Source organism: Serratia sp. JSRIV004 (assembly GCF_019968705.1).
Classification (GTDB): Bacteria; Pseudomonadota; Gammaproteobacteria; order Enterobacterales; family Enterobacteriaceae; genus Chania; species Chania fonticola_B.
On record NZ_CP074140.1, the window covers coordinates 2065385 to 2089518 of the forward strand.

Below are 24134 nucleotides of genomic sequence, written 5' to 3' on the forward strand. Positions count from 1 at the left end.
CCATGCAAGATATTAACACTACCTGGTATGAGCTTGATTATTATCGCCAGCGTCAGTTTAAGGCGGGTTGGCAGGATCTGATCGAAGTGGTGTTCTCCGGCATCCTGGCTTCTGCTGATGCTGCGGATAGCCGCGATTTTCTGCGTTTGATGGGGAGCAACCTGGCGAAGAAGCTGCCATTACCTGAGGCGGAAACGGTGGGAGAGTTGGAGGATGCTCTCAATGCCTTACTACGTCAGTTTGACTGGGGCAGGGTGCAGATTGAGGCGAATGGCGAACAGATGATCCTGACTCATTATGCCTACCCGCACAGTGCCGATCCGGCCAACGAGGACGTCTGGGCACTCTCTTTTGCCACGGTGCTTGAGGGGGCCTATGACGCCTGGCTGCTGGCTCAGGGCGGAGAACCGCATGTTTCCCTACGCTGGCACAGCCCGGCCAAGGATAACACCCTGGTCTTTTGCTACAGAAACGAGCAACGCAGGTAAACATGATGACGAAAAGCAGGTTTGGTAGGCTCCACGTACTCCTGCTTTGGCTGGGGTTGGTGTTTTCCCTTGGTGCGCAGGCTACCGACAGCGGTTGGGTACAATACAAACAGCGTTTTCTATTAGCTGACGGGCGGATTGTCGATACCGGCAATAACAACGTCAGCCATACCGAGGGGCAAGGGTTCGCCATGCTGCTGGCGGTTTACAATGACGACCGCCCCGCGTTTGACAACCTCTGGCAATGGACCCGTAACACCCTGTATCGCCAGGATATCGGCCTGTTTTCCTGGCGCTATGAGCCGGGGAAAGCGGTGCCGATAGCCGATAAAAATAATGCCACCGATGGCGATATCTTAATCGCCTGGGCTTTGTTGAAGGCGGGGAAACGCTGGAATGTGCCTGCCTACTTGACCTCCTCGGCGCAGATACAGCAAGCCCTGCTCAAACATACCGTGATCGACTATGCCGGATATCGGGTGATGTTACCTGGTGCCAACGGTTTCAGGCAAAACGGTTCGGTGATCGTTAACCCTTCCTATTTTGTCTTTCCTGCCTGGCACGCGTTTTACCAGGAAAGCCATTTGCCAGCGTGGAAAAAGCTCATCGACGATAGCATGACGATGGTCAGCAGAATGCGCTTTGGCAAACAGCATCTGCCCAGCGACTGGGTTACGCTTCAGGCCAATGGGCAAATGGCTCCTGCCAGCGACTGGGCGCCGAGATTTGGTTTTGATGCGGTGCGGGTTCCGCTCTATCTCTATTGGGACAAGGCTGACAGCCTGTCACTGAGTCCGTTTGCCAGCTTTTGGCGCGGCTTTGATCGCCGGGCGACACCAGCCTGGCTGGATGTGCTGAGCGGCCAGCGCTCCGACTATAATCAAAGTCAGGGGATGAGGGCGGTCAGGGATCTGACGGTGGGGGATCGGGGGCCGCTAAAAGATCGCCTGGCACCTGATGAGGATTACTATTCTGCCAGCCTGCACCTGCTGGCCTACTGGGCACAGCGCAGCCAACTCTAGTGTAACTTGGCGCTTTTCACCTCAGCGGCAAGCGCCTCGCCGGGCTTTATGCTATCTTACGCGCCAGAAAACCCTTTCAGAGAGCCCGTCACGGTGGAAAAAAAGAAAAGTTTCCCGCAGCAGAAAAGCGGCCTGCATCCGCGCAATCGCCATCGCTCACGCTATGATTTCCCTACCCTGATCGCCACCTGTCCGGGGTTGGAACCCTTTGTGAAGCCCAACGCCTGGGGCGATATCTCGGTGGATTTCGCCGATCCTGCCGCGGTGAAAATGCTCAACCGCGCCTTGCTGATGCACTTTTATGGCATCGAACATTGGGATATCCCGGCCGACTATCTCTGCCCGCCGATCCCGGGGCGTGCCGATTATCTGCATCACCTGGCCGATCTGCTGGCGACCAGCAACGGCGGCGAGATCCCACGTGGCAAAGGCGTGGCGATCCTGGATATCGGCGTGGGAGCCAACTGTATTTATCCAATCATCGGCCAGCGCGAATATGGCTGGCGCTTTACCGGCTCGGAGACCGATCCGGTCTCGCTGGGGGCTGCCAAGATGATCGTGGCCATGAACCCGACGTTAAAAAATACCGTGCGTCTGCGCCAGCAGAAACAGCAGGACTGTATCTTCAACGGCATTATCGGCGTTGCCGAGCGCTTTGATGCCACCTTGTGTAACCCGCCGTTCCATGGTTCCGAGCAGGAAGCGCGCGCCAGTACCCGCCTCAAGTTGCATAAGTTGGGCAAAGGGGCGGTGGCAGAAAAGCCGGTGCAGAACTTCGGTGGCAAGAACAATGAGCTGTGGTGCGAAGGGGGCGAAGAGGCCTTTGTGCGCAAGATGGTGGAAGAGAGCGTCGGCAAAGCGAAGAACTGCCTGTGGTTCACCTCGCTGATCTCGAAAAACACCACGCTGCCTGCCATTTATTATGCGCTCAAGCAGGCCGGGGCCGCTGAGGTGCGCACCATCGAAATGGCACAGGGGCAGAAGATTAGCCGTTTTGTGGCCTGGACCTTCTTTGATGCCGAGCAGCAAGCCGCCTGGGCGGCAGAACGCTGGCAGTAATTGCCCGACCGTTGCCGGCGATCGAGCCGGCAACGACTATTTATTCTGTAGTTCCTTTCATTCCGTCTGGCTTGCGTTATCCTCAATACTGTTAATAAATTCCCACGCTGTTCATTAGTTAAAAAAACAATCATTACATAGCTTAATAACCGTTTTTATCCAGTTAATCTGGAGCATTGTCGTGCGCAATGTTCAGGGCGATAGCGCGCTTACAGGCGAGCAAGAAATGCAGAAAAATAGAGAGTGCTTGCCGTTAACTCCATCTGCCAGAAGGATTTACCCGATGTTTTTAAACCTCCGTCAGTCAAATAGCCCGTGGCATGCTGAATTGGCAGCCATTGAAGACGCGGTAGCGATGATCGTATTTAAACCCGACGGCACCGTAATACGTGCCAACGATCTGTTCTTGCAAACGATGGGGTTTGAGCGCCAGGAAGTGATTGGTCAGCATCATCGTATTTTCTGCGATCAACGCTATGTCGCCAGCCCGGCCTATCAGCGACATTGGCAAAAGTTAAATAGCGGCGAAGCTATTACCGATAATATCAGGCGTATTCGCAAGGATGGTGAAGTAGTCTGGCTGCAGGGAACCTATACCCCGGTGTTAAATAAGCACGGTGAGGTGGTGGAGATCATCAAGATTGCCAGCGAGGTGACCCGCCGTATTACTCAGGCTCAGGAGCATCAGAGTCTGTTAGCGGCGTTGAATCGCTCAATGGCGATGATCACCTTCTCGCCAACCGGCATTATCCTGGATGCCAACGACAATATGCTCGATCTGATGGGCTATCGGCTGGAAGAAGCACGCGGCCAGGCGCACAGCATACTTTGTACGCCAGAGTTCGCCGACTCTGACGAGTATCATCAGCACTGGCAACGGTTGGCCCAGGGGGAGTTTTTGACCGGGCGTTTCGAACGCCTCAACCGGCGTGGAGAACGGGTATGGCTTGAGGCCAGCTATAACCCAATCATCGACAATGAAGGGCGGGTATTAAAGGTGGTGAAAATCGCCCAGGACATTACCCGCCAGACTTTCCAACAGCAGCATGAAGAGGAAATGGTGCGCAATGTCCATCATCTCTCCATGGGGACCGATAAAACCGCTGCCCAAGGGGCGATCATTGTGCAGCAGGCGGTGCAGGGGATGCAGCAGGTGGAGATGGCCGCACGGCAGACTTCGGGCGTAGTCAGCGACTTGGGGCGCTGTTCGCAACAGATTGGCAATATGGTTGAGGCGATCCGCAAAATTGCCGCCCAGACCAATCTACTGGCGATTAACGCCTCGATCGAAGCGGCGCATGCGGGCGAGCATGGGCGCGGTTTCTCCGTAGTGGCTAATGAGGTACGTACCTTGGCCGAACAGTCCCGTAAAGCGGCCAGCGAGATTGAGCAAGTCACCAAAACCATTCAGCAAGGGGTAACGGCGGCAATCAACAAGATGGTGACCTGCGTGGAACAGGCGGGAGGGGGCGTGGCGCTAGCCAAGGATGCCGGGGAGATAATCAATCAGGTCAATGTGGGTATGCAGGACGTGGTCAAGCTGATGCAGGCGTTTACCTCGGTCAAACAGAGCGATGTGATCCACTGAGGTTTTGAACTTGCGGTGATGGACGTTGTTATAGGGGCGACTTTTTAAATCCTAAACTTATAGTTGAGGAAATACACTCGTCAATATGTGAAGTGCCAGTGTGCGATACCGCTCCACAGATCCCTATCTGAGTACGACTAGGCATTGCTATTTGGTGGTGCCTGGTGGTTTGATTTGCTTGAATATGTCATCTATTCGCGCTCAGGGAGAGGATCTATGAATCAAGGAGTTCGGTGGCAGTCGCCTTTTAGCGACCCGTTTGGCACCGGGATGGTTTACCGCTTATTTGATGTGGGTGGTGTTCCCTATGCCGTTGGATTTGAAGAAATTCTTACGATGCATGATCTGAATAGCAAGGGTATCGATATTCTTTCTGTTTATCCGAACTTTCGTTTTTCAAGCAACGGGGTATGGGCAGTGGTATTCGACGAAATTGAACCTACCATTATGGACTTTAAGGGTTTTCAACATGTGCAGCATACGGGTTTGCTAGGCGGCAAAGTCCTACTCAACGTTGCAAGTATAATTTATGACCATTATACTCTTTGTCACGCAGGAACTTATGTCTTCTCTGCAGCCAACGATCCCCAATATTTGAGGCAAACCGATCTGGCTGACATTTATAATGGGCTTCTTGGCCTTGGTGGTAAACCCAAAAGTCGGTTATTCGGCAGGTTACAGGGATGGGAAGCTTTTAGCGACGTTGCAACAGGAGGAAGAGGTTATGTCGTTACTACTCAAAGTTACTAAACCGCACACTATCTCGGCAGAATCTCTCTCCTTTGAGATGGGCATGCGTCTCCAAGCGGCAGCGGCTCAGGGTTTGAAAGATAAGCTGGAGACTGGTGAGGTGAAGTTCATTAATGGCCGCTATGTGTTTGGCGCCGGCATGAAGGTAATTCGCCCGTCAATCTTTGGAGCCAGACCAAAGAAAACTAAATACCCAATAGCATAATAAAAAGCCCCTTGCGGGGCTTATTATTATCGCTTCAGGAAACGTGCTGCAAGAACTCACGCAGGCGTGGGCTTGGCGGGTTGTTGATCAGGTCATGAGGGTTGCCATCTTCGGCAATCCGGCCTTTGTCGATAAAGATCAGGCGTGAGGCCACCTTTTCAGCGAAGCCGACTTCGTGAGTCACGATCACCATCGTCATGCCTTCTTCGGCCAGATCCTGCATGACCTTCAGCACTTCGTGACGCAATTCCGGATCGAGCGCCGAGGTTGGCTCATCGAACAGCATCATTTTAGGCTTCACCGCCAACGCCCGGGCAATAGCTACACGTTGTTGCTGCCCACCCGAAAGCTCGGAAGGGTAGTGGTGAGAACGCTCGGCCAACCCAACCTTGGCTAACAGCGTGTGTGCCAGCTTTTCGGCATCGGCCTTTTTCAAACCGCGTACGCGGATTGGGCCAAAGGCCACGTTTTCCAGCGCCGTCAGGTGCGGGAACAGGTAGAACTGTTGGAACACCATACCGGCTTCCTGGCGGATCAGGCGGTCGTCCACCTTCGGATCGTTCACCCTCAGGCCGTCGACCACCAGTTCACCGCTGGTGATCTCTTCCAGCTTGTTGATGCAGCGCAGCAGGGTTGATTTACCGGAGCCAGAAGGCCCGATGATCACCACCACTTCACCCTGTTTGATATGCAGATCGATATTGTGCAGCACCTGGGTCGGGCCAAAGTGCTTGGAGACGTTTCTAAATTCAATCACAGGATTTTCATCCTTCTTTCCAGACGACGCAGCACGAAGCTAAGCATCAGGGTAATAATCAGGTACACCACCGCAACGGCGCTCCAGATTTCCAGCGCGCGGAAGTTACCGGCAATAATTTCCTGCCCCTGACGGGTCAGTTCCGCTACACCGATCACGATGAACAGCGAAGTATCCTTGATGCTGATGATCCACTGGTTACCCAGTGGCGGCAGCATGCGGCGCAGTGCCAGCGGCATGATCACATAGCGGATGGTCTCGCGGCGTGACAGCCCCAGCGCCAGGCCGGCCTCTCGGAAACCGCTGTGGATCGACAATACCGCGCCACGGGTAATTTCCGCAATGTAGGCGCCCGAGTTGATCATGATGGTGACCACGGCGGCGGTGAAAGGATCGATGCGGAAATCGCTAAAGGCCATGGGCAGGGCGAAGTAGATAAACATCACCTGTACCACAATCGGCGTACCGCGGATCACTTCAATGAATACCAGTGCCACATGGTTGGCGATCCAGCCGCCATAGGTGCGGGCGAAACCGGCAACCAGGCCGATGATCAGGCCGCCAATCAGACCGAGGACCGAAATCCACAGGGTCATCTTGGCGCCTTCTAACAAAATTGGGATGGCGGGCCAAATGGCGCTCCAGTCGAATTGCATAATGTTATCTCCCGGTGATCCCAAGCAAGGGGATCAATAACAACAAAGCACAGGGGGCGGGTACACCTCCCCTGTGCTCAATTAATAACTTACTGGCTTATTAACTTCATCAGTTACTTAGGTTCGGTACCAAACCATTTTTTGTAGATTTCGTTGTAAGTCCCGTTGTCGCGCAGCGTTTTCAGTGCGGCGTTCACCTTTTCACGCAGCTCGTCGCTGCCTTTCGGGAAGGCGATGCCGTACTGCTGGGCTTCCAGGGAGTCGCCAACGGTTTTGAACTTGCCAGCCCCCGCGGTCTTGATGAAGTACAGGATGTTTGGCGTATCGTGCAGCACGGCGTCAGCACGCTTGGTGCCCAGTTCCATATAGGCGTTGTCGATGTTCGGGAACTGACGCAGATCTTTGGTTTTGATGTGCTGCTTGGCGTAATCCACCGAGCCGGTGCCGCTCTTCACTGCCACCACTTTGCCGTCCAGATCCTGGATGCCTTTCACGCTGTCGTTGTTAGCGTTGACCATCACCAACAGGCCGCTTTTGTAGTAGCCATCGGAGAAGTCGATCGCTTTTTTGCGTTCGTCGGTAATGGTGATACCGGCCAGCGCCAGATCGACGTTCTTGGTCTGCAGCGCAGGAATAATGCCGCTAAAGTCCATTGGCTTCAGGGTGTAATCCAGCTTCAGCTCTTTGGCAATCGCCGCCCACAAGTCGATATCGAAACCGACGTATTGGTCACCTTGTTTGAATTCAAACGGCACGAAAGCGGTGTCCGTGGCGACAACCAGCTTGTCTGCTGCGTGAGAGCTAACGGCAAAGGCCAGGGAAAGTGCGGCCAGGGAAACTTTAAAAATAGACTTCATGAGAGGAATTCCTGTACAGGTTGCGGATTACCCATTTTTTATGTTGCATTTTGTGCTATGGAAGAATCGTGCCAAGTTTGCAATCATTATAAAAACAAGGGGTTGCGTTATGATGTTGGGTTTGGATAGCCAATTATAATTTTTATGCACCACTTGCGGGCACCAAAATGGTGCAGTGAGACCTTGGTGGTGCAATTGAGCTATCATCAACTAAACAATAGCCGGTAAACAACCGATAATTAACAATTATCGATCAATAATGATAACTAACTCTAACTTTATAGCCATAGTTCGATTTCATTTGGTGCAAACAGGCGTGTTTTGAAGGGAAGTAGGGTTAACGCAGCTGGCTGTCTTTGCTGCCCCGGCGATTGAACAGGCTGCTGGCAGCCTGTTTTTTATCCATTTCCGCCTGGCAGTTAACGCAGTAGCGCACTCCTTGCAGCGCCAGACGTCGGGCTTCGGGGATCTCTGTGCCACATTCCTGGCAATAGTGTTCGCTTTCGCCGTGGCCGAGCGCCTGGCGAGCACGTTGTACGGCATCATCTACCGTTGAGTCGATTTGATCCTGCACCGCGCCGTCCGCTGTCCATCCGCCTGCCATGCCCACCTCACTATTGAACCTGTGAATGCTTGCAATCCTGATTGGATCATCATCAGTGTAATCCAGCCTGTTTTTTATACAACTCGGCTTGCAGATAAAAAAACAGGCTGGGGCAAGGCCCACAACCTGTTGTTTCGCGCCAGGATGGCTGGTTTTATTCGATGTTGGATTCGATAAACCACAGGAATTTGTCCAGATCGCGCGATGCGGCGGTGAACATGTCTGCGGTGTCTTCATCCGGAACTTCCGTGATGGCTTGGCGGATGTCGTTGGCGACGGCTGCATAACGATCGGCCAGCGCTTTCAGGTGATCTTGCACGCTGTGAATATTGGTCGGATAGCTTTTCAGCGGGGTTTTGTCATTCACCACCTGTACCGTACCCAGCGCAACGCCACCGAGCTGTACGACACGTTCTGCAAAAGTATCCTGATGGTCGGTGATGGCGGTGCGGAAGCCGTCGAGCATTTCATGCACGGCAATAAAATTGGCACCACGCATGTTCCAATGCGCCTGCTTGGTGATCAACGACAGATCGATAAACTGCACAACCTGATGGTTCAGCGCCTTGATGGCGGCCTGCTTGGTTTTCTCATCCACATCATTGCGTGTGTACAACAGGTCAGAAGATTTCGTTTTCACCAGTTTAGCGGTACTCATAATAGATATCCTCTTCTTGATGGGTGTAATCCTATTTTGTTACGGGAGAAATTATAGCAGCTTAAATTTATTTTGCAGGACGAAAAGGGCGATTAAATAAATAGGTGATAACTGCTGGATATTTTCATCAGAAAGGCGTATGACATATTTGGCGATTCGTGAGATATTGATAATAAACGTTTTTTAAGCTTTTAGAGGGTAACGGTTGAGATCCCCCACTAATAATAGACACCGATTGAAGGGATATTTCAATGCGCAATTATTGCAGGGTGTTTCTGAACGTCGAAATAGGGATTATTTTCCCATTAATTCATATTGATAGCCAATTATCCTCAGGGTGTTCGCCGTAACTCTTTTTTGTACCATCACAGGTTGCAATGGATCGAGTCTCTGTTGAGTAAGGGCGCGGGTATTTTGACCGTATCGGTCTGCGTCTTGCCCTGGATAATATGCAGCGCAGCATGGCGACCTATTTCGTAATGCGGCAGTTGTACCGTCGAGAGCGGCGGTAAGAATAGCTCGCCAATGCCAACCATATTGTCGTAACCCACGACCGACACATCTTGCGGGATGCGCAGGCCCTGCGCCAGTAGCGTCTGATAGACCATAAAGGCGATACGATCGTTGCCGCAAATGACCGAGTCGAACATCGGATTACCCTGTTTGATATGTGCTAGCACAATGGCCGGGATATCAAGGTAGTGCTCATCGCCATGCTCCATATAGACATGCATGAGAGTGTCAGGGTTGATACCTGCTTGCCGGCAGGCGCGCTCCAATCCCTGACGGCGGCGCAAGGTGGCAAGATGGTGTTGTGGCAGATGCAGGCAGAGTGGTTGACGATTACCTGCTGCGAGCAGAGCCTGCACCGCCTCAAACTGGCCTTGTTCGTCGTCCGGAATATAGCTGGCTACGGGATCGTGCAAACTTTCACAGTTGGCCAGCACGCACGGGAGGGTGAGTAGTTTGGTCGGCAGTGGCACCTGACGTAGCCCCATGGTGGTGTAGATGATGCCGTCTGGCCGGTGTGAAAGCAGAAGGTCGACAATGGTATCTGGGTTATCGTCAGAGAACATATTTACCACGAAACTGTTCCAGCCATACGCCCGGGCGGTCTCTTCGATAGACAGAGTGATTTCCACCGAGAATGGCGTGGTCACAGTATCGAGGGCCAGCACCCCGATAGTATTCGGCGTGGCATGGGCGCCGCGTATTTTTTTCGCTGACAGGTCCGGAACGTAATTGGTCTCCTTGATGGCGACCTGCACGCGTGCCAGGGTCTCAGGCTTTAGCCTTTCTGGGCTATTGAGCGCGCGCGAAACCGTCATGAGCGACACATTGGCCAGTTTCGCCACATCCTTAAGAGAAGCCATATCTATTACTCCCGTCATTACCTTCAGGCAACAGGCTATACGACGACGTTGCTGATGTAAAAGGTTCAGCGGCTATTCTGTCGTAGAAATTAAAAGAACCGTAGCGAGTGATTTTTGATCATGATCTCATTTTTTTGATGTTAACGTTAACTTTTGTGATTAACATCATGAATCTCAGCAAAACGACAAGCGGTTTTTTACTTGTTAACGTTACCATGCGAGCATTATTCCAATACGAGAATGCCATAATGAAAGCGCATCACTCTCATAGCTACCCACTACTCAGTGCATTACTGTTTTTCTTTTTCGTGTCCTGGTCCTCAACTGGCTCTTTGCTCTCGATCTGGTTGCACCAGGAAGTGGGGCTGAAAGCGGGAGATACCGGTATTATCTACGCGGTGTTGTCCGTCTCCGCGCTATTGGCGCAAATCTGCTACGGCTTTATCCAGGATAAACTCGGCCTGCGTAAAAACCTGCTCTGGACCCTTACCGGGTTGTTAATCCTTTCCGGACCAGCCTATTTATTGTTTAGTTATCTGTTACAAATCAATATATTGCTCGGAAGTCTCTTCGGTGGGATTTATATCGGCATAACCTTTAACGGCGGTATCGGCGTGCTGGAATCGTATACCGAACGCGTGGCGCGCCAGAGCCAGTTCGAATTCGGTAAGGCGCGGATGTGGGGATCGCTGGGTTGGGCGGTAGCGACCTTCTTCGCAGGACTTCTGTTTAACATCAACCCGAAACTAAACTTCGCAGTCTCCAGCTGTGCCGGACTGGTGTTCTTTATCCTGCTTGCGCGGTTGCGGGTCTCTTCTGCACCGCACGCGATGCAGGAGGCGGTGTCCGGTGGCAAAGTGAAGCTGGATGACGTGCTGCGTCTGCTGACGCTACCCCGCTTCTGGGCGCTGGTGTTTTTCGTCATCGGTACCTGTATTTACGGCGTTTACGATCAGCAGTTCCCGGTTTACTTCTCTTCACAATTCGCCACGTTGCAGGAAGGCAATGCCATGTACGGTTACCTCAACTCGTTCCAGGTATTCCTCGAAGCCGCCGGGATGTTCTGCGCCCCGTGGTTGGTTAACCGCATCGGTGCGAAAAATGGCCTGATTTTCGCCGGGATGGTGATGGCGTTGCGTATGGTGGCCTCCGGGCTGGTCGAAGGGCCGCTGCTGATTTCCATCACTAAACTGTTGCACGCGGTAGAACTGCCGATTCTGCTGGTCGCTATCTTTAAATACAACAGCTTGAATTTCGACAAACGCCTGTCTGCCACCCTCTATCTGGTGGGGTTCGCCTGCACCAGCTCGGTTATCGCCTCGGTACTGTCGCCGCTGGCAGGCTATAGCTACGAAAAATACGGCTTTGCCCAGTCCTATCTGATTATGGGACTACTGGTGTTCTGCACCACCTTTATCTCCATCTTCCTGTTGCGCTCCAGTAAGTTATCTTCAGATCCTCTGATGTCGCAACCTTCCGCTATATGATTGAAAAGAGTAAAGACTATGACGTATTCAATATCCAAGGCTGAACAGGAACTGCAGGCTAAACGTGAAACGCTGAACTTGCGTTGGTATCCGCGCTACCACCTTGCCGCGCGCGCGGGCTGGATTAACGATCCTAACGGTCTGGTCTGGTTTGACGGTTGGTATCACGCTTTTTACCAGCATCATCCGTATTCCACGCAGTGGGGGCCGATGCACTGGGGCCATGCGCGCAGTAAAGATCTGGTTCATTGGGAGCACCTGCCGGTCGCGTTGGCTCCGGAAGGCCCGGAAGATAAAGACGGCTGCTTCTCTGGCTCGGCGGTTGTTGATGGCGATACTCTGGCGTTGATTTATACCGGGCATAAATTCCATGGCGACACCAGCGATGAGGCTAACCTTTATCAGGTGCAGTGTCTTGCGACTAGCCGCGACGGGGTCTGCTTTGAGCGTCAGGGGATCGTGGTAGATACTCCGCCGGGTCTGCACCATTTCCGCGATCCTAAGGTGTGGCGTGAAGGGGATAGCTGGTACATGATAGTCGGCGCTCGCGATGGCGAGACCGGCCAGGTGCGCCTGTACCGTTCGGACGACCTGCATCAGTGGCACGATGCAGATGTCCTTGATGAGGCGGAAAAAGAGATGGGCTATATGTGGGAGTGCCCAGATTTCTTCACCCTCGGGGATAAACGCATCCTGATGTTTTCTCCTCAGGGGATGGCGGCTGGAGGTTTCAACAACCGTAATCTGTTCCAGAGCGGCTATCTGCTCGGTGAATGGCAGCCGGGGCAGCCGTTTGTTCGCAAAAGCGAGTTTATTGAACTCGACCACGGCCACGATTTTTATGCACCGCAAAGCTTCCTGACTCCCGATGGCCGCCGCATCGTTATCGGCTGGCTGGATATGTGGGAATCGCCGTTGCCCGAACAGCAAGATGGCTGGGCGGGAATGCTCTCTCTTCCGCGAGAACTGAGCCTCGGCGCAGATAACCGTCTGCAAATGCGTCCGGCCAAAGAGGTAGAAGGTCTGCGCGGCGCATGGTTCCCATGGCCAGTGAGTACGTTGAAAAATCAGCAGACCACGATGGTAGAAAACTGCGAAGCGATGGAGGTGATCCTAAACTGGGATTGTGCTAACAGCAGCGCAGAACAGTATGGCATCAGCTTCGGCGAGGGGCTGCGCGTTTATGTCGATGCGCAGATGCAGCGTCTGGTTCTGGAGCGCAGTTATCCGCAGTATGGCCTTTGCGGGGTACGTAGCGTACCGTTGACAGCCGGAGCATCGCTGAAACTGCGGTTGTTCTTTGATAGCTCCTCCGTGGAAGTTTTTGCTAATGATGGCGAAGCGTGCCTCAGCAGTCGTATTTACCCGGACGCTGCGCGCCGTGAGCTAATGCTATTTGCCTGGAGCGGTTCGGCCTCCCTATCAGATGCGGGGGCCTGGCAGCTCGAATAATCTATTTATATGTCAGGGATGTGGTAAATAAAGTATTGCGCATGCGGGTACCGCATCCCGAACGATTTAAAGCATAGATTTAAATGTGTTAACAACCCGTTTGTCATAGCGGGTGGATAATTATTGTCTTCATCATCGAGTTTCACCCATAAATATAAATTAAATAATAATGGATTAACGATGAAAAATAATGATGGTTTACAGGTAAAAAAAGTCCGGGTCGGCTGTTTGCTCACGTTTTTAGCAAGCGCTTGCGCGAACGCTCAAGCACCGCTATCTATCGAGGAGCGTTTGGCGCACCTGGAACAGCGACTGAAAGAGACCGAGCAGCGGGCCGTCCGTGCGGAGACGGAGATTCGTGCGCTGAAACGGCAGGACAAACCGGTAACGGTGGCCAGCGCGACGCCGACCGAACCGGCATTACGGCTTAATGACTATGGCGAATTAAAATTCTATGGTGACGTTGAGTTTAATATGGATGGCGCTAGCCGTACCGGCAGCCTGACCTCGTTGAAAACCAGCGCTAATAAAAACTGGGCGCCAGGCGATAAAGAACGCTGGGATATTAACGGGCGTATATTGCTTGGCTTTGATGGATTACGTAAAGGGTCGAATGGGAAATATGCCGGTTTCAGCGTACAGCCGCTGGCGGATATGAATGGCAAAATGAATCTTGATGATGCGGCATTTTTCTTCGGCCAGCAAGATGACTGGAAGATTAAAATGGGTCGTTTTGAGGCCTTTGATATGTTTCCGCTTAATCAGGATACCTTTATTGAATATTCTGGTAATACGGCCAATGACCTGTATTCCGACGGCTACGGTTACATTTACATGATGAAAGAGGGGCGCGGGCGCAGCAGCAGCGGCGGCAACTTCCTGCTCAGTAAAACACTTGATAACTGGTATTTTGAAGTGAATACGCTGGTGGAGGACGGCAGTTCGCTGTTTGTCGACCAGAACTATCACGGCAACGCGCTGGATAGCCGTAAAAACGTGGTTTACGTGCGCCCTGTTGCCGCGTGGCAATCCGGCGAGTGGTCGGTGGCTGCAGCGCTGGAGAGCAACCTCGTTAATAATGCCTACGGCTATCAGAATCAGCAGGGCATTTGGGTCGACCAGTCCAGGCGTACCGGCTACGGTATGACCATGAGCTGGAATACGCTGAAAACCGATACGCAGAACGGGGCGGTGGTGAACCTGAGCACCGCATATCTTGATGCGACGGATGAAAAGAACTTCAGCGCCGGTATCAATGCGCTATGGCATCGCGTTGAGCTGGGCTATATCTACGCGCATAACAAAATCGACCGTTTCAATATGAACAGTGTGAATGCTGACTGTGACAGCGATTGCGCGATCCTGGCACCGGGAAACTACGATATTCACACCATTCATACCTCCTGGCAACTGCCGAATATTATGGATATGCCAAACTTTAATACCTACCTAGGGGCTTATGCTTCCTGGCTGGATGCTTCGACGATAAATCCAGGTGACACCGATATGCGCTATGGCATGAGGGTGCGCTTCAAATATTTATTCTAAAATTGGGTGGTTAAGGAAACACTATGAAACTGTGGACAATTGGCGATGCGGTAATCGACTTATTACCTCAGCCAGATAGGCAATATAAAGCTTGTGCTGGTGGTGCGCCGTTAAATGTTGCTGTGGGTGCAGCTCGTTTGGGATGTGATTGTGGTTTTATTGGCAGAGTCGGTGATGACCCATTTGGCCACTTTCTCCAGCAAACTCTCTATTCAGAGGGAGTCGCAACGCAGTATATACAATTTGATGAGCACTATCATACCAGTACCGTGCTGGTAGCGCTGGGGGATGATGGCGATCGCAGTTTTACATTTCTGGTAAATCCTTCTGCCGACCAGTTTTTATCCTCTAAAAATCTACCCGATTTTGAGGATGATATATTGCACTTTTGTTCGTTGGCTCTGGTTGCCAAGCAGAGCCGGGAGACCTTGGTCAAGGCGATGAGCTTAATAAAGCAACGCGGTGGCATGTTGAGCTTTGATGTCAACCTGCGGGAGACAATGTGGGAAAACCCACAGGAGATGCTGGCAACGGTAACGCAATTTGCTAATCAGTCCGATATTTTAAAACTTTCAGAAGAAGAATTATACTGGATAACCGGTACTACTCATGATGAAAAAGCGTTGGAAATACTAAAGAGATTTCCTTCTAGCCTCAAAATTGTCACCTGTGGTATCCAAGGGGCTATTGTCTTATGGCAAGACTTGGTCATACACGTAGACTCGTACAAGGTGAACAGTTTAGATACGACGGGGGCAGGAGATGCCTTTATCGCTGGGCTATTGGCAAATATCTCTCTTGGAAATGGTTTGCTTGATTTTGAACAATTAAAATTAGCCCTGACGCAAGCCAGCGCCTGTGGCGCGCTGGCGACGACACAAAAAGGAGCTTTGTCAGCATTACCCGATGCGGAGGGGGTTAAACGTTTTATTGGATCTGAACGTAGACTGACATTTAAGGTTAATTCTATAAACCTTCTTGAGTGAAATGCAGCAGACCTATTGTAATATAAGATGTCTATAAGTCAGTTAAAATGGATATCGTCGGAAAGCATGAAAATTAACGTGGTGGGCACCAGCGGCAGCGGTAAAAGCACCGTTGCCCGCCAATTGGCGCAAAAGCTAGCCGTACCTTATATCGAGATGGATAAGCTTTACTGGCGGCCAAACTGGCAAGGTGCCTCGGATGACGAGTTTTTGCATCTGGTCGAACAGGCGTTGGTATCAGCCCCTGCGGGGTGGGTATTGGATGGCAACTATACCCGGACCAAAGCCGTGAAATGGCGGGACGTTGATTGGGTTGTCTGGGTTGACTACGGACTCTGTCGCACGCTGTGGCAGGCGGTTCGCCGCGCAGCGGTGCGGGCTTGGCACCAGACTGAGCTATGGCCCGATACTGGCAATTGCGAGAGCTTTCGCCGGTCTTTCTTTAGCCGTGAGTCGATCATCCTGTGGACCCTCAAAACCTACCGCAAGAATCGTATAAAGTATCTGGCAGAGCAGCAGGATGCCGCCAATCGCCATATTCGTTTTATCCAACTGCGCTCTCCGGCGGAAACCGCGGCTTTTCTGGCTAGCCTCTGCTAGGGAGCTTTATTCGATTCAGCTTTTTATGTTCACTAGGTATGGAACTCGGTCTAAGCTGAACTTGCTTCAGCTATAAACATGATCTTTATCTGATTAATTTGTTAGATATGATTCAGTATTCATAATTTTTCCCGCTATAAGTCACGCAAATTTTGTTTTTTCCATGCTCATTGTAGAAAAAGTGACCCTCATCGCATTTTAAAATGGGCTAAGAACTTAGTTTGTGATGGTTTTGCTAAAACCATTCAGCTAACCAGGAAGGAACAATAAATGAACAAGCTTACTGTACTTTCGCTCGCTATCTCCTTGATTTCTGGCTATGCCGGTGCTCAAACTATCGTATTGACCGACAGTGAGAACGGTATTGAACTTGGCAATTGGCGGATTGACAGCTCACAGCTGAAAATTCCCGCTCCACGTTTCAGCCTGCAACAGCAAGTCTTGCACGGTGGCAAGCAAGAGGGATCGAAAGTCCTTACCCTGACGAGTGAGGGGTTGACCATCACTCTTAGCCCAACGCGCGGTATGGATATTCTGCATGTCAACGGTTCCGGCGTAAGGCTGGGGTGGGATTCGCCGGTGACCGAAGTGGTCAATCCGGCTTATATCAACCTGGAGAGTCGCAACGGGCTGGGTTGGCTTGACGGCTTTAACGAAATGATGGTGCGCTGCGGCTACGAATGGACCGGGCATCCGGGCGTAGAGAACGGCACACTGTATACGTTACATGGCCGTGCAGGAAATACTCCGGCTTCCAAGGTGGTGGTGGATATTGCTGAAAAAGCGCCGTATGAAATCCGTATCCGCGGCCTGCTGAAAGAGAATACCTTTAAGAAAAGTAATCTGGAAACCTGGACTGAGCTGCGTTACGTTCCCGGCACGCAGCAGTTTACGGTTCACGATCGTCTAACCAATCATGCTGATTATCCGCGTGACTATCAGATTATTTATCACAGTAACTTCGGTAAGCCGCTGCTGGAAGAGGGAGCCGTGTTCAGTGCGGCAATCAAGGAGATTTCTCCGTTTAATGATTATGCCAAGGGCGGTTTGAAAGACTGGCATACTTACCAGGGGCCTACCAAAGGCTTCGATGAGATGGTGTTCAACATCGTGCCTTACAGTGATCCGCAAGGAAAAACCCTGGCGATGATGAACAACAAGAAAGGGGATCGGGGAGTGGCAATGGGTTTTGATACCCGCCAGTTACCGGTTTTGACGTTGTGGAAAAACACGGATACTGAACGTCAGGGCTATGTTACCGGGATCGAGCCAGGGACCAGCTATGCGTACCCGATAAAAATCGAACGTGAGCAGGGGCGAATCAAACAGTTACAGCCCGGAAAGAGTACCGATTTCGAGCTGACTTACACTTTGCTGAAAAATGCTGAACAAGTAAAAGAGTACCAAAACAGGATAAAAACGCTGCAAGGTGACCGTGCCGTTAAACTGGTCGATACTCCAATTGCGGTGGAATAGCGTCTGGTGAGGGGGAGGCCGGTCAAGCGACCGGCTCTTTAGCGTCAAAGCAGCAGTTCGTAGTGGACTTTCACCACCACTTTCTTGATGTTTTTTGATCCAGCTATCTGGCATCCGGGCTTGTGTGGCTCCAATGGGAAAAAGATCACGTACATGCCCGGCGTAAGATTCAGGGTTTGCGCGCCGCGTTTGATATCCAGCCATTGCAGATCTTTGCTTTCATCGTAAGGATCGTTGCTTTCCCAACTGTCTGGCAGGCCAAAATCGATCCGCTCTTCGCCGCCGATCAGGATCTGGATATCCAGATACTCCTGGTGAAGCTCGGCGCGTTTGCTTTCTGCTGGCTCCGTCATTAGCTCCATCACGTTCATAAACACCCGATCACCATCGATCTCGTGCCGGCCCAACGGCAGGTTAGGCAAATCATACTGACGTACGGTATTGAGGATATTGGCTAAAGCGGGTGAGAGACCACGCCCGAAGCGGGGGTTGTACAAACTGCCATAGATCATCCTGATTCTCCCTAATAAATAAAAGACCTGCTGAGAGTATGTCTATTATTGTTCAGGAAAAAAGTTAACTGGCTTGCAATCATACAACCTTTTGAGCGAGGCGCCGGAGGCTTGCTGCCAGGCGCCAGCGGGCTCACGAGAGGCTTTCAACTTTTGGCTTGGGTTTGATGGTTAGCGTGGCCCCCATCGAGGCGGTAATGATGGCGGCCAATGCCAACCATTGCGTTTGGTTTAGGTGTTCGTTGAGGAAGATCATGCCGGAAAGGGCGGCCATTGCCGGTTCCAGACTCATCAGGGTGCCAAAGGTACGGGCGGGGATCTTGGGTAACGCGATAATTTCCAACGAGTAAGGCAACGCGGTAGACAGCACCGCGACGGCCAACGCTACCGGTAGAATATCCACGTTCAACAGCGCACTGCCGGTTTGCCAGGCACCGATCGGGCAGAATACGATGGCGGCGATCAATGACCCCACGGCTACGGTGCCCGGTCCGTGATCTCCCCCGGCCTTCTGGCCGAAAATAATGTATATCGCCCAGCAGGCACCGGCACCCAACGCACAGGCTGCCCCCACGGGATCGATACTGCCCATATCGTGGCCAAGCGGCAGCAGAAACCACAATCCGGCAATCGCCAGCGCCACCCAGATAAAATCGATCGGGCGGCGGGAAGAGAACATTGCCACCGCCAGCGGACCGGTAAACTCCAGCGCCACCGCAATGCCCAGTGGCACCGTGCGTAATGAAAGATAAAACAGGTAGTTCATTGCCCCCAGTGACAGACCATAGATCAGCAATGGCAACCGGCTACCGGCGGCGAAACGCATGCGCCACGGACGGAAAATGATAAACAGGATCAGCGTACCGATGCTCAGGCGTAGGGTGGTGATGCCTTCGGCACCCGCCAGCGGGAACAGGCTTTTGGCTAATGAAGCCCCGCTCTGGATCGAGATCATTGCAATGATCAGTAAACACACGGGCACCAGCGTGGAAGACGCTTTAGTGGTTACAGACGAAGACATCCTTTCTGGCCTTATGGAGCTCCCCAACGTCTGGGAAGGTATTGAGTACAGGTGTTGCACAGTGTAAAGGAATTGGCAGCAAGGTGTTGGCGAAAAACGGGGGGCCGAGTTGAATCTGTCAAAAATATGCGCCAACTTGGTTCAAGCAAGCAATAAGTGCGCTTTTTTTAAGAGTATTCTGGAACTCGGATAGGTGATTCGCGTCACAAAAAGGAGTATAATTCGCGAAAAATGTAGGGAAATTAGCATGCTATAGTGTTCTTGAAATCTTCTGTTACACGATACAAAGATTTAGACACTCATTTAAAGGCAGAGTTTCACGCTAATTTTTGCTATATTTTCAATGTATGAGAAATTGAAGCACTTTAATAATAAAACGCGTTTGAGGTGGTTATGAAAAAAATTGCATGTCTTTCCGCAGTAGCAGCTTGTGTATTGGCCGTAACAGCAGGTACCGCATTTGCTGGTGAGAGCACCGTGTCCGCTGGCTATGCCCAGGGCGATCTCCAAGGCGTTGCCAACAAGGCCGACGGTTTCAACCTGAAGTACCGTTACGAGTACGACAACAGCCCACTGGGTGTGATCGGTTCTTTCACCCATCTGGAAAAGAACGGTTCTGAAGACGGCTTCTACAACAAAGCACAATACAACTCCATCACTGCCGGCCCGGCTTATCGTTTCAACGATTGGGCGAGCATCTACGGTGTGATCGGTGTGGGCTATGGTAAATTCACTTCCAACGCTCAAAACGGTACTGACAACAACAACACCAGCGACTACGGCTTCACCTACGGTGCTGGTCTGCAGTTCAACCCAATGCAACAGGTTGCTCTGGACGTGGGTTACGAGCAGAGCCGTATCCGCAGCGTTGACGTTGGCACCTGGAACGTGGGCGTAGGTTACCGCTTCTAAGATTTCCCCATGCTTTCGGGCATGAGCGCGTGGCCTTGCTGGCCATGCTCAATGAAAATCCGCCTCTTAGGGGCGGATTTTTTTTGCCAGTAACAGATTGAAACTGCAGACAAACGTGTTAATCCATCGATTTATTTGGCTTGCCCAATACCGTGGTCGGTTGCAATGAAAAACGCGCCGTACGGGGATCGCGCTCATATCCCTGCGGCTCGGTCAGCAGCCCATAGAGCTCTGGCCGACGGCCGTGGATCCAACGCCGCCCGCTGCTCATGGGGATTAAGCTCAGATCCAGATCGGCGGTGACCATGGCGTCCTGCGCCGCCCAGGTCTCTGACAGGATACGGCCATAAGGGTCCAGCAGCATCGCATTGCCGGTACGCACTTCATCATCGTCTCGCCCTACGCCGTTGCTGAACAAAATAAACAGGCCATTATCATGGGCGCGAGAAGGCAGCCAGCGCAGTAGCCAACCGCGGCCAGTTTCGCCGCGAAAAGCCTCTTCGATAGCCGTCGGATTTTCTTTACGTTGCTGCCATAGAGCCAGCGGTATCGGCTTCATTCCGTGCGGGCTGCGTGAATTTGTCCCCCCGGTTTGGTGAGGCGCGAACAGAATATCGGCACCCAGCAACGTGGTGGCACGGGCGTTCTCCACCAGGTTGTTGTCCCAGCAGATCAGGATCCCCATGCGTACCCCCCAAGGGGTGTCAAACACGGTATAACTATCGCCTTTAGCGATTAGCGGGTGTTCAAAAGGATGGAGCTTGCGGTGCACATGGGTTTGGCCATCCGGCAGGCAAACCGCATAAGCGTTGTACAGCTGGCCGTCTTCACCCTGCTCAATCAATCCAACGCCGATGGCCATCTGGTACCGTTCTGCCAGTGGGCGGATGCGCGCCAACGAAGGACTGGTGGCGATAGGTTCAGCTAAAGCGGTGATTTCGCTGTCGGCCAGATGGCGTACGTGCCAGTAGCCGGTAATGCACATTTCCGGGAAAGCGAGGACCTGCACGTTATCGGCGGCGGCCTGGGCGATAAAGTCTTCCATAACGCCGAGATTGTAGTTCTTGTCGTTGGCGCGGTGTTGAAATTGTACCGACGCAGCACGAAGGGTCGTGGTCATAGCAAGCTCCTGTGGGGTTTTTTGTCCGTTAATTACAGCAGCCGTATCGATTACTGTATAATCAATTAAAATCCTCTTTTGATAACCTAATGGAATGGATAATCGTCAACTACGTGCCTTTGTTGCCTTGGCCGAACTGGGGCGCTATCACCTGGCTGCTGAGCGGCTGTGCATCACCCAGCCCGCGTTGAGCAAGCAAATTCAAGCCATCGAACTGCAGTTGGGCACCCGCCTGTTTGAACGGGGCCGGCAAGGTGCACAACTGACTGCCAACGGTACAGCTCTCCTCCCCAGAGCGCGGGAATTATTGACCCATTACCAGCAGTTTCATCTTTATGCGTTGCAGGTAGTGAAGGGGGAAACCGGGCGTCTGGCCTTAGGCTTTGGGCTTTCCAGTTTTCATCTGGCCCCGCAACGGGTGGCAGCTTTTCGCCAGCGCTTTCCGACGGTGGTGGTGGGCCTGGAGGATCTTCCTTCGGAACGGCAATACCAATTGTTGCTAAGTGGCGATCTACAGGCTGGCTTTGTGCGTTTGCCCGTTGTTGCTCCTCTGCAGGCACTGCCTTTGCTGAACGATCGGCTGGTGCTGGCCGCACCGCGAACGATGGCGTTGCAGGAGGAGAACCTGTTGGCGGATTTCCACCGTTTGCCTCTGTTGCAGTTGGAACCTTCGCGTGGCCGAGGGTTGAGTGAGCAAGCGCTGCGTTTTATTGCCGCTCAGGGGCTGCGGGCAAACGTGGTGCAGCAGGCAGAGGACATCCAAACCTTGCTGGCGCTGGTGGCGGCGGGGATAGGCGTGGCGCTGTTGCCACATAGCATTGCGTTTATTGCCCCGGCTGGGGTCGACATTCTGCCGTTGAGCGGCGAGCAGACGCAGTGGCAGGTTGGGCTGGCGTGGAACCCGCAGCGGCCTGATGCGCTACGGGATAATTTTATCCAGGATATCTTGGACTCAGAGCGGTCGGTATAACACCACCGTTGGCAGTTGGTGGTATTCGCTGCGGTGGCTTGCCACAAAGCCGACTTTTTTCGCCAGGCCAAGCGAAGGGCGGTTATCCGGCGAGATGATACAAACGACTTTGTCCTGTGAGAAATTCTCTTTGGCCCAGACCAGCGCGGCGTTCAAGGCTTCGGTAGCATAGCCTTTACCGTGTGCAGCCGTGATCAGCGTCCAGCCCATTTCGGGGACATCGAGTGCGGGTTGAATATCTCGGTGAAAATCGGCGAAGCCAATGCCGCCAATATACCTGCCGCTGTTTTTCTCCCGCACCGCCCAGTAGCCGTAACCCAGCAATTTCCAGTGACCGATATAGCGTAACAGGCGGCCCCAGCTGTCCTCCTTGTCGCGTGGCGTACTGCCGATATAGCGCACCACCGCAGGATCGGCCCACATGGCGGCCAAATCGTCAAAATCTTCCAGCCGGTGGGCATCCAGGATCAGACGTTCGGTGATCAAGGTGGGGGCAACGGTGTGAATGGTCATGGCTCGCTTCCTGAACAAGAGAAAAGGCGCTGCCGGAGCAACGCCTCAAGATACTCACCACTGTAGCCGAACTGCTTCGGCTCTAGCAATACCGGGAAGTTACACTACCAGCCACAGCAGCCAGGTAAAGACGAAGCCACTTAAACCGAGCAGGGTGGTTAATACCGTCCAGGTTTTCAGGCCATCGGCCACTGACAGGCCAAGGTATTTGGTGACAATCCAGAAGCCGGAGTCGTTAACGTGGGATAACCCCAGACCGCCAAAGCAGGTGGCGAGCGTGACCAACACTAGCTGCATCGGGTTAAGCCCGATAACCGCTTCGGACAGCAACCCGCCGGTCGTCAGAATGGCGACGGTAGCCGACCCCTGCGAGGCACGCAGTGCCAGCGAGATGATAAACGCAGCCGGGATTAACGGCAGGCCAATGGTGGTCAGCACATCTGCCAGCGCTTTACCCACGCCAGACTCGACTAGCACCTTGCCAAACACTCCGCCCGCACCGGTAACCATAATGACTACTGCCGCTGTCGGTAACGCGCCGCCCATCACATCGCTGGTGTGTTGCAGGCTCCAGCCGCGACGGATAGCCAGCAGATAGAACGCCAACACCAGGGCGATCATTAACGCTACGCCCGGTGAGCCGATTAATGACAAGGCATCACGCAGCGCTGAACCTGGTGGCAGCATGGTGGCAGAAACGGTACCCAGCATAATGATGGCGATAGGGATCACGATCAGCGCGGTAATCAACCCGGCGCTCGGCGGATTGATCCGATCGCTGAGTGGGGCTTTGCCCTCTGGTGCTGGCTCAGGGGCTGCCAGTTGCAACTGTTCCAACACCTCAATGGAGAGGGGGTAGGCTTTACGGTTGAGATATTTTGCCGCGAAGTAACCGATAACGCCCACCGGGATACAGATGACCAGGCCGATAATGGTCAGCCAACCGATATCGGCATTCAACAGCCCCGCCGCCGCGACCGGGCCTGGATGTGGTGGCAGAGCAACGTGGACCGTCAGCATCACACCGGCCATTGGCAAGCCAAACTTCAACGGTGAGACTTTAGCCACTTTGGCAAAGCCATAGATGATCGGGGCCAGGATGATAAAGCCGACGTCGAAAAACACCGGAATGCCCAGGACGAATGCGGCACTGGTTAGCGCGGCAATGGTGCGCTTTGGCCCCAGCGCTTTGCTGAAACGCTGCGCCAGGGATTCTGCGCCGCCCGAATGTTCGATCATTCTACCCAGCATGGCACCCAGGCCGATGATAATGGTCACCGAGCCGAGTACACCGCCCATCCCGGCGGTCATCACTTTCATGACTTCACCGGTTGGGATCCCGCTGGCAAGCGCGACCAGTAGACTAACGACCAGCAGGGCGACAAACGGCTGAACCTTCGCCTTGATGACCATCAATAGCAGCAGTACGACACCCAGTACGGCAATGATCAGTAGCATAGTTGGAGACATAGCATAGCCTTTAATTCAGGTAAGAGTCCGGCACCGCGATCGCCTTGGGG

At 52.8% G+C, this 24134-nt stretch carries 25 protein-coding genes; 14 read left to right on the forward strand and 11 right to left on the reverse strand.

Annotation, left to right across the window (positions count from 1 at the left end; all coding sequences use genetic code 11):
- Window positions 1-2: 2 nt before the first annotated feature.
- The 6 genes from bcsD to KGP21_RS09960 all read left to right on the forward strand — a co-directional run bounded on the left by bcsD (window position 3) and on the right by KGP21_RS09960 (window position 5112).
- Complete coding sequence (gene bcsD, locus KGP21_RS09935; RefSeq protein WP_021180504.1) at window positions 3-488, forward strand: cellulose biosynthesis protein BcsD; 486 nt, start codon at window positions 3-5, stop codon at window positions 486-488.
- A 2-nt stretch (window positions 489-490) separates the two neighbouring features.
- Entirely contained in the window at window positions 491-1510 is a 1020-nt protein-coding gene (locus KGP21_RS09940) for a glycosyl hydrolase family 8 (protein ID WP_371824851.1), read from the forward strand.
- A 93-nt stretch (window positions 1511-1603) separates the two neighbouring features.
- Window positions 1604-2569, forward strand: a complete 966-nt coding sequence (gene rlmF, locus KGP21_RS09945) for a 23S rRNA (adenine(1618)-N(6))-methyltransferase RlmF (protein ID WP_175415611.1) — start codon at window positions 1604-1606, stop codon at window positions 2567-2569.
- A gap of 283 nt (window positions 2570-2852) precedes the next feature.
- Window positions 2853-4157 carry a PAS domain-containing methyl-accepting chemotaxis protein gene (locus KGP21_RS09950; protein WP_059200263.1) on the forward strand — a complete coding sequence of 435 codons (1305 nt, stop codon included), beginning with the start codon at window positions 2853-2855 and terminating at the stop codon, window positions 4155-4157.
- Between the two features lie 216 nt (window positions 4158-4373).
- Entirely contained in the window at window positions 4374-4907 is a 534-nt protein-coding gene (locus KGP21_RS09955) for a hypothetical protein (protein ID WP_037375085.1), read from the forward strand.
- On the forward strand, window positions 4882-5112 hold the full coding sequence (locus KGP21_RS09960; RefSeq protein ID WP_021805130.1) for a hypothetical protein: 231 nt from the start codon (window positions 4882-4884) through the stop codon (window positions 5110-5112). The genes KGP21_RS09955 and KGP21_RS09960 overlap by 26 nt, the downstream gene beginning before the upstream one ends.
- Window positions 5113-5146: 34 nt before the next feature.
- Here KGP21_RS09960 and glnQ read toward each other — a convergent pair whose 3' ends face one another.
- From glnQ to KGP21_RS09990, 6 genes are all read right to left on the reverse strand, one after another.
- Complete coding sequence (gene glnQ, locus KGP21_RS09965; protein ID WP_021180508.1) at window positions 5147-5869, reverse strand: glutamine ABC transporter ATP-binding protein GlnQ; 723 nt, start codon at window positions 5867-5869, stop codon at window positions 5147-5149.
- Entirely contained in the window at window positions 5866-6525 is a 660-nt protein-coding gene (glnP, locus tag KGP21_RS09970; RefSeq protein WP_021805129.1) for a glutamine ABC transporter permease GlnP, read from the reverse strand. The genes glnQ and glnP overlap by 4 nt, the downstream gene beginning before the upstream one ends.
- Window positions 6526-6638: 113 nt before the next feature.
- Complete coding sequence (gene glnH / locus KGP21_RS09975; protein WP_021805128.1) at window positions 6639-7382, reverse strand: glutamine ABC transporter substrate-binding protein GlnH; 744 nt, start codon at window positions 7380-7382, stop codon at window positions 6639-6641.
- 337 nt (window positions 7383-7719) lie between these two features.
- Complete coding sequence (locus tag KGP21_RS09980; protein WP_021805127.1) at window positions 7720-7986, reverse strand: DksA/TraR family C4-type zinc finger protein; 267 nt, start codon at window positions 7984-7986, stop codon at window positions 7720-7722.
- Between the two features lie 154 nt (window positions 7987-8140).
- Window positions 8141-8644: a DNA starvation/stationary phase protection protein Dps gene (gene dps / locus KGP21_RS09985; RefSeq protein WP_021180512.1), complete on the reverse strand. Its 504-nt coding sequence runs from the start codon at window positions 8642-8644 to the stop codon at window positions 8141-8143.
- A gap of 365 nt (window positions 8645-9009) precedes the next feature.
- Window positions 9010-10017 carry a LacI family DNA-binding transcriptional regulator gene (locus KGP21_RS09990; protein ID WP_209555298.1) on the reverse strand — a complete coding sequence of 336 codons (1008 nt, stop codon included), beginning with the start codon at window positions 10015-10017 and terminating at the stop codon, window positions 9010-9012.
- Between the two features lie 245 nt (window positions 10018-10262).
- On the opposite strand from KGP21_RS09990, the gene KGP21_RS09995 reads away from it, so the two are divergent.
- From KGP21_RS09995 to KGP21_RS10020, 6 genes are all read left to right on the forward strand, one after another.
- Entirely contained in the window at window positions 10263-11504 is a 1242-nt protein-coding gene (locus KGP21_RS09995; protein ID WP_037375204.1) for an MFS transporter, read from the forward strand.
- An 18-nt stretch (window positions 11505-11522) separates the two neighbouring features.
- Window positions 11523-12956, forward strand: a complete 1434-nt coding sequence (locus KGP21_RS10000; protein WP_223538034.1) for a glycoside hydrolase family 32 protein — start codon at window positions 11523-11525, stop codon at window positions 12954-12956.
- 180 nt (window positions 12957-13136) lie between these two features.
- A complete protein-coding gene (locus KGP21_RS10005; RefSeq protein ID WP_037375082.1) occupies window positions 13137-14504 on the forward strand; it encodes a carbohydrate porin in 1368 nt (455 codons plus the stop codon).
- Between the two features lie 23 nt (window positions 14505-14527).
- Window positions 14528-15490 (forward strand): aminoimidazole riboside kinase, encoded by a 963-nt coding sequence (locus KGP21_RS10010; RefSeq protein WP_218519631.1) that lies wholly within the window; start codon window positions 14528-14530, stop codon window positions 15488-15490.
- A gap of 66 nt (window positions 15491-15556) precedes the next feature.
- Window positions 15557-16090: an AAA family ATPase gene (locus tag KGP21_RS10015; RefSeq protein WP_094982948.1), complete on the forward strand. Its 534-nt coding sequence runs from the start codon at window positions 15557-15559 to the stop codon at window positions 16088-16090.
- 270 nt (window positions 16091-16360) lie between these two features.
- On the forward strand, window positions 16361-17566 hold the full coding sequence (locus tag KGP21_RS10020) for an aldose 1-epimerase family protein (RefSeq protein ID WP_021805121.1): 1206 nt from the start codon (window positions 16361-16363) through the stop codon (window positions 17564-17566).
- Window positions 17567-17610: 44 nt separating this feature from the next.
- Here KGP21_RS10020 and nanQ read toward each other — a convergent pair whose 3' ends face one another.
- Together nanQ and rhtA are read right to left on the reverse strand one after the other, a co-directional pair.
- Window positions 17611-18078, reverse strand: a complete 468-nt coding sequence (nanQ, locus tag KGP21_RS10025; protein ID WP_021805120.1) for an N-acetylneuraminate anomerase — start codon at window positions 18076-18078, stop codon at window positions 17611-17613.
- Between the two features lie 133 nt (window positions 18079-18211).
- Complete coding sequence (gene rhtA, locus KGP21_RS10030; protein WP_223538036.1) at window positions 18212-19099, reverse strand: threonine/homoserine exporter RhtA; 888 nt, start codon at window positions 19097-19099, stop codon at window positions 18212-18214.
- Between the two features lie 393 nt (window positions 19100-19492).
- Here rhtA and ompX point away from each other — a divergent pair, with 393 nt between their 5' ends.
- Window positions 19493-20011, forward strand: coding sequence for an outer membrane protein OmpX (ompX, locus tag KGP21_RS10035; protein ID WP_021180522.1), 519 nt, complete (start codon window positions 19493-19495; stop codon window positions 20009-20011).
- Between the two features lie 118 nt (window positions 20012-20129).
- On the opposite strand, the gene KGP21_RS10040 is transcribed toward ompX, so the two are convergent.
- Window positions 20130-21131, reverse strand: coding sequence for a nitrilase family protein (locus tag KGP21_RS10040; protein WP_021180523.1), 1002 nt, complete (start codon window positions 21129-21131; stop codon window positions 20130-20132).
- A gap of 94 nt (window positions 21132-21225) precedes the next feature.
- On the opposite strand from KGP21_RS10040, the gene KGP21_RS10045 reads away from it, so the two are divergent.
- Window positions 21226-22101, forward strand: a complete 876-nt coding sequence (locus KGP21_RS10045) for a LysR family transcriptional regulator (RefSeq protein ID WP_179248137.1) — start codon at window positions 21226-21228, stop codon at window positions 22099-22101.
- On the opposite strand, the gene KGP21_RS10050 is transcribed toward KGP21_RS10045, so the two are convergent.
- Both KGP21_RS10050 and KGP21_RS10055 read right to left on the reverse strand, forming a co-directional pair.
- Window positions 22084-22614, reverse strand: coding sequence for a GNAT family N-acetyltransferase (locus KGP21_RS10050; protein ID WP_021805116.1), 531 nt, complete (start codon window positions 22612-22614; stop codon window positions 22084-22086). The genes KGP21_RS10045 and KGP21_RS10050 overlap by 18 nt on opposite strands.
- Window positions 22615-22713: 99 nt before the next feature.
- Window positions 22714-24084, reverse strand: coding sequence for a GntP family transporter (locus tag KGP21_RS10055; RefSeq protein WP_059200275.1), 1371 nt, complete (start codon window positions 24082-24084; stop codon window positions 22714-22716).
- Window positions 24085-24134 lie beyond the last annotated feature (50 nt).